Annotated in this window: 6 protein-coding genes and 1 pseudogene; 4 read left to right on the top strand and 3 right to left on the bottom strand. The window is 38.7% G+C overall.

Going from position 1 to position 5,558, the window contains the following annotated elements:
• Positions 1 to 580 (bottom strand): annotated as a pseudogene (locus ACO1O5_RS13225) (hypothetical protein); the annotation flags it as partial.
• Between the two features lie 411 nt (positions 581 to 991).
• On the opposite strand from ACO1O5_RS13225, the gene ACO1O5_RS13220 reads away from it, so the two are divergent.
• A complete protein-coding gene (locus tag ACO1O5_RS13220) occupies positions 992 to 2,635 on the top strand; it encodes a hypothetical protein (protein ID WP_486270940.1) in 1,644 nt (547 codons plus the stop codon).
• A 524-nt stretch (positions 2,636 to 3,159) separates the two neighbouring features.
• Here ACO1O5_RS13220 and ACO1O5_RS13215 read toward each other — a convergent pair.
• Both ACO1O5_RS13215 and ACO1O5_RS13210 read right to left on the bottom strand, forming a co-directional pair.
• Positions 3,160 to 3,669, bottom strand: a complete 510-nt coding sequence (locus ACO1O5_RS13215) for a heme-binding domain-containing protein (protein ID WP_486270938.1) — start codon at positions 3,667 to 3,669, stop codon at positions 3,160 to 3,162.
• Positions 3,670 to 3,925: 256 nt separating this feature from the next.
• Entirely contained in the window at positions 3,926 to 4,630 is a 705-nt protein-coding gene (locus ACO1O5_RS13210; RefSeq protein ID WP_486270937.1) for a head GIN domain-containing protein, read from the bottom strand.
• Between the two features lie 139 nt (positions 4,631 to 4,769).
• On the opposite strand from ACO1O5_RS13210, the gene ACO1O5_RS13205 reads away from it, so the two are divergent.
• The 3 genes from ACO1O5_RS13205 to ACO1O5_RS13195 form a co-directional block, all read left to right on the top strand.
• Positions 4,770 to 4,976, top strand: coding sequence for a hypothetical protein (locus ACO1O5_RS13205; protein WP_486270935.1), 207 nt, complete (start codon positions 4,770 to 4,772; stop codon positions 4,974 to 4,976).
• A 29-nt stretch (positions 4,977 to 5,005) separates the two neighbouring features.
• Entirely contained in the window at positions 5,006 to 5,251 is a 246-nt protein-coding gene (locus ACO1O5_RS13200) for a YtxH domain-containing protein (protein WP_486270933.1), read from the top strand.
• Between the two features lie 123 nt (positions 5,252 to 5,374).
• Positions 5,375 to 5,558, top strand: a 184-nt coding sequence (locus ACO1O5_RS13195; protein WP_486270931.1) for a hypothetical protein, incomplete at its 3' end; no start/stop codon positions are given.

Genomic DNA, 5,558 nt, shown 5'->3' with positions numbered 1-5,558 from the left:
TTAACGATGGTTTGCAGCATTCGCAGACTGTACCTGACGGCGAAGCATACACGATAATATTTTTGTTCCATGTTTTACCACCATCAACAGACCTGGCGAGATAGACACTCTGGCCTTTAGGATTATTTACACCCAGCCATACAACATAAGTTTTTGAACCATCTGCATCTAGTGCAGTAAGACCTTCTTTGGATATTCCATTTGTATTATTTACTTGTTGCGACTGGTACCACTTGCCCACAGCATTTTTTCTATAACAAAATAAATTGCCTTCTTTATCACAGGCAATTATAACAAGACCATTCTTTACTGCAGCTATCTGTGGTCCTCTCATAGCAGAAGCGAATAAATCCGGTAGAACTGCAACCAACGAAGGCGCCGAATAAGACTTCCCATTTTTCGAAAAAATATACATTATGCTGTCACCCGTTCCATAGACTATATGGATATTGTTTCCTTTGTCTTTTGCAATGGCCGGCATGTGTCCCTGGGCTATAACAACTCTGCTATTGGGATTTTGCTGCGCAAAACCTGCCAGCATCATGAGCATAGAGAGGATAGCCGAAACAGTTGTTTTCATAAAGATTGTATCAATTGAAGTAGCAATTCAAACTTATTCATTGTATTTATTATACTAACAAACTATAATGAAAGTATGACAAAGTTAAGCACCGCACCTGTAACAGGTAGAATAACTGAAATTTTGTTGCACTTACTCCGCATTAGCGAGGATCAACTTGCGCATGTAAAACCATTAACGGTTTAAACTAATCATTATCTACCGAAAAAAATGCATAAACAGTGCGTTTTACATTCCATCATGCAACCTTCCGGGCGAATAATGAATTACATCTTCAAGTGTTAAGAGATGACTCAACCCGCTTAATACCTTGTTCATCTCAAAATTTATCCTTTTCTCAATTGTGCATGCGGAAATAAATAGCTTAACTTTCCTTATACCATCAGGCACTCTATCATACAAGATATAAGCATGAATACTTCTGGCGCATTAATCACCCGGCTGTTTTCCATTCGCAACCGCTATGGAAAACAATTTGCATTAGAAAAAATGCAACTGCTCCAAACCATTAATATTAAAACTGTAAAAAGCAAAAAAGAAGTACAGGAATGTTATGCCGCGATGGAATTTCTTATCGCTTATCCCGATAACAAAACTATTTACGAACGCTCCAACCAATTATTACAGCAACTGCAGGAGTATTTAAAAACAAATGAAAATTTAAGTTACCATTTGTATAACACCGGCATTACCAATACAAGCTTTTGTGCAGCATTCAGCTTTGAGCTGGTAAAATGGCTGAGAAAAACCCGTCCCAAAGAAATCAAGCTTCGCTCTATTGATGCGGATGATGCCCAGGTTCGGTTCGTCCTCCAGGTGGTGATGCCAAAAGTTGAATCGGAAATTTTTCAGGATGCCAATGCAGAATGGAAGGGTTGGCTTCAGCGTTTCAAAAAACAGGATGAAGATCTGCTGGACCAACTCATTGGAATTTTCGACAGCAGCGATATTCGTCCCGAAGTAAAAGACGAACTCTGGAACAAAATAGGCGTGTATGTAGAAATTACTTTTACGTCGCATTGCTGCCTGCCGCAATCATTGATCTCGCATTATTACCACCGATCGCTAATCAAAAAAGAAATAAAAAAAGAAACGCCTGTTTTTACACCTGTTAAACTTACAAGAAATGAAGCTGAACAGATTATTGCCAACGCCAGGATGATAATGCTGGCCAATCTCAGGGAAATTGATCCTATCAATTATACATCTGCAAAGCTTGTTTCTTATTATCATTTACCAAGGGGAATTTCTGTTGCACTAATGGGCATGGTGCCGGAGCGCCGGCATCCTATAGACAGTTATATGGGGTATATGGTTTTTAAAAATGGGCTGCCCGTAGCCTATGCTGCTACATGGATATTATTAAACAGCGGCCGCATCGGCCTGAATGTTTTTTACAATTACAGGGGCGGCGAATCAAGATATATTTTTGAGCAGGTACTGGAACTTCATCGTAAAGTATACCGCTTAAAACGCTTTACAGTGGACCCTTACCAAATTGGAAAAACAAACAGCGACGGTATACACTCCGGCGCATTCTGGATGTATTACCATTTAGGATTCAGGCCTATTCAAAAAATACAACAGGAACTGGCAATAGCAGAAGACGCGAAAATAAAATCCAACAAAGCCTATCGGAGTCCCGTGCCGGTTTTAAAAACATTGGCCAACTCCCGGCTGGAATTAGTATTGCAAAAAAACGCAGTGCGTTTTGATGCCACTGATATCAGCCGGGCGTATGCTGGTATCCTCACCAAAAAATACAATGGGAACCGCTTACTCGCAGAAAAAGGCGCCGCAACAAAACTGGCTAACATACTGCAGATAAAAAATTACTGGGAAGACAACATGAATTTTATTTTGAAGAACTGGGCAGTTTTGTTGTTGAGCAACCAAAAGGAACTGCGCCATAATAGTTCATTAAAAAAAACGTTGAAGAAATTATTTGTTCTAAAAGCAGGCGGTAGGGAAGAAGCTTATATAACCGGGATGCAGCAGGCTGTAGATTTGAGGAGATTTATAGAACTCATGTTAATAAAATATGTAACGGATTAACCGGTTCGCACAAGAATTTAAGTAAATAATAGCCTGTTGATTCTTATTACTTTTACAATTTAAACTTCTAAGGATCCCGGGGTCGCCAGTTGCCAATCTAATTAACTTAATGCGGGTTTAAGAAAGAAAGGGGCTACCCGTCGGGGGCCTAAACTCCGTGCCCGATGGCCAGGAAGAATATTTGTTTTTTAAAACATTCTCACACATGAGGAGAAAGTTTATTTTCTAATTTTTATTAAAATCGCACAAACAATTATAAAAATTATAGAAACCGCAAACATAATTTCAGAGTAAGTAATTGCGTGTTGACGATTACTAATTTTCCAAACATTTATGATACTCATTAAACCAATTCCTGTCCAAAAGCTCATTGCCAACTCCAAATATTTCTTGTTTTGATGTATCATTTATTTTACAGGGCAAAGTTCTTTAGTGTGCTCGTAACCGTTAGTTGCATTGTTCCTAATTATTAAAATATTCTTACCACGGCAATGGGAAGCGTCTGTCCTGCCAGAAGCTGAATATTAACTGCCACCAGTGGGTCCGGGATTCTTTTTCCTTATTAAACTGTCTTTAGGATATTTCGCTTCCATATCCTTACGAATATTTTCACTCCATGTAATAATTGTATTTTTTTCTGCGTCGGTTAACTTTGCATCTCTATGAATAAGTGTGTAAGAAGAAAGTGGCATATCTCCTTTATCAATTTGCTTTTTTATTTCTTCTATTTTATCGTACTGCCTTGCCACAGGATAGGTTGCAAACTCATTTAAATTAAAGGATCTTGTTCCATCCTTAACATGATTTGCCAAAAACCAGGCTACCGGCTGAATATTGTTATACCAGGGATAGCGTGTGTTATTAGTGTGGCAATCTTTACAGGCTACAGCCAGTAACGAGTCAACATCTGCAGGAACAGGGTATAATGTAGAAATGTCTGCGGGTTGCGGACCGGGATGGATATTTTTTTGTGGTTTTATAAATTGGATTACAATAAGAATAATCAATAAAATTACCAGTATTTTTTTTACCATAAAACAAAGTGATTAATGTGAAGAAAAAGATTAATACAAAGCTATTTATGCGGTTATATTTCCCTGCAAAGGAATATCAATATTAAACAATATTCTAATTAAGAGGGAGGATAATTAATTAGTAAGGATTATTCCCCAATGCCACTCTTAAATTATTCATAGTTGCTGGTTGCACTCGCCTGAATTTGCAAACGCAGGAGTTATAATTATTCAATCAATAAAAAATATTTAATTTTTAATTGGAGAATTAAGTCTTTCAATTTTCAGCCGTTACACTACCCACGCCGGATGTGTGAATTTCCGGGTTTTGCGGATTACCACGATAATGCACACTTCCTGTACCGCTAACCGTTGCGCTCAGATGAACACTTGCAAAAACATGGGCAACACCAACACCCGAAACGGTCACAGTAGTGTTTTCACTTTGCAGGTTTCCGCAGTCTGCATGACCAACACCGGAAAGCTCGCAATCAAAATCTTTCGTATGTCCACGAAGCTTTACAGTGCCTGCGCCTGTTATAGTCGCCGATATCGCAGGAGCATCCACTTCACCTTCAATATTTCCCACGCCACTTGTGTTGAATGAAATTTTTTCAGGATTCTGCAAAAGACCAGACACCGTTATGTTAGAAGCGCCGGAAGTAGTAACGTCAGATAATGTGGGAGCTGTGATGTAAATTTTTGCATGGTCGTTGGTTACAGATACTCCATGTTGATAGTGAATTTGTAACGTTCCGTTTTCAACATTTGTTTCCAGGTAAGGCAATAAGTTGTCATCGTCTTCCACGGTTACGGAGCAATTGCTTCCGCTGGTGATTACCACATCAGCGGCACCTGAAGAATGAATTTTGGCAAATGTTCCCGGATTGCGAGTTTCCTTTTTCACGTTCCCGTTTCCGGACATCATTTTGCATGAACTTAAAACAGCAATAAAAAATATTGCCAACAATGTTGTCTTCATAAAATTTTTTTTGAATACAATAAACAGGCAAAGATGCCTGCGATAGTAAAGCTACCAAAAGGATTTCATTTTTGCGTGCCTGTGGGTTGACCAATATCACGGTTCGTGCCTTACGAAACGAAATTATTGGTGATGCAGCATGCGAGGGTTTTCCAGGTGCCGCGACTATGGTTTCTTAGCCGGTGTGCAGCCGCTCAATATTATTCATCGTCCACTGCAACATCATAATATTTCAAACTGGCAAAGATTGACTAAGCATCAAAATGCTGACTATAATCATGCAACTTATAGTTTCAGGTCATACCTGGTAAAAGTTACTATAACTACCTTGGACGTTAGTACGTAAATACTTTTTTCACCATAAACTTTTTAGTCATGAAAAATAATGATAAAATATTAATTGCATTGGCTACAGGTCTATTTGTTGGCGGAGTTCTGGGCGTTTTGTTTGCGCCCAACGAAGGCAAGGAAACAAGAAAAAGAATTGCCGATGCTGAAAAGAAATTGAACAAATCAATTAAAGAAACAGTCAACAGGGGCAAGGAAAAATTCTCCGATTTGAAAGACGGAGTGAAAGAAAAAATAGAAGCGCTGAATGAAAAAGTAAGAGAGTTCGTATAAGCAATATTTGCTGCTGCTGACAACTCAATAAGAAAGTGATTTAAATGATATTATCTGCCTGATTAATTTTTGGCAAACGTTGTTGTTGTATGTGACTGTAGAGAAAAGCAAAAACGATTGAAAATGAGCCCCGAACTTGCCATGGTATCTGAAACACGTTTTCTGATGTCGATGCTTACTGATAGCCCTGGTGATCTCAACGTTAATGGCAAATTTGTTTCACGCTCCGCTGTGGTTCCCTCCCCTTCGAAAGCCCACACCAGGTTATCAATTATTCAATCAAATTACATAGCGACAATCATCTATA

The sequence above is a fragment of the Ginsengibacter sp. genome (assembly GCF_057362405.1).
This window is presented reverse-complemented; position numbering and strand designations above follow the sequence as displayed.

What these genes read in the sequence shown, in the direction of transcription:
- ACO1O5_RS13220 (WP_486270940.1), top strand. Translation starts at nt 992, where the DNA reads ATGAATACTTCTGGCGCATTAATCACCCGGCTGTTTTCCATTCGCAAC.
- ACO1O5_RS13205 (WP_486270935.1), top strand. Translation starts at nt 4,770, where the DNA reads ATGCGAGGGTTTTCCAGGTGCCGCGACTATGGTTTCTTAGCCGGTGTG.
- ACO1O5_RS13210 (WP_486270937.1), bottom strand. Translation starts at nt 4,630, where the DNA reads ATGAAGACAACATTGTTGGCAATATTTTTTATTGCTGTTTTAAGTTCA.
- ACO1O5_RS13200 (WP_486270933.1), top strand. Translation starts at nt 5,006, where the DNA reads ATGAAAAATAATGATAAAATATTAATTGCATTGGCTACAGGTCTATTT.
- ACO1O5_RS13215 (WP_486270938.1), bottom strand. Translation starts at nt 3,669, where the DNA reads ATGGTAAAAAAAATACTGGTAATTTTATTGATTATTCTTATTGTAATC.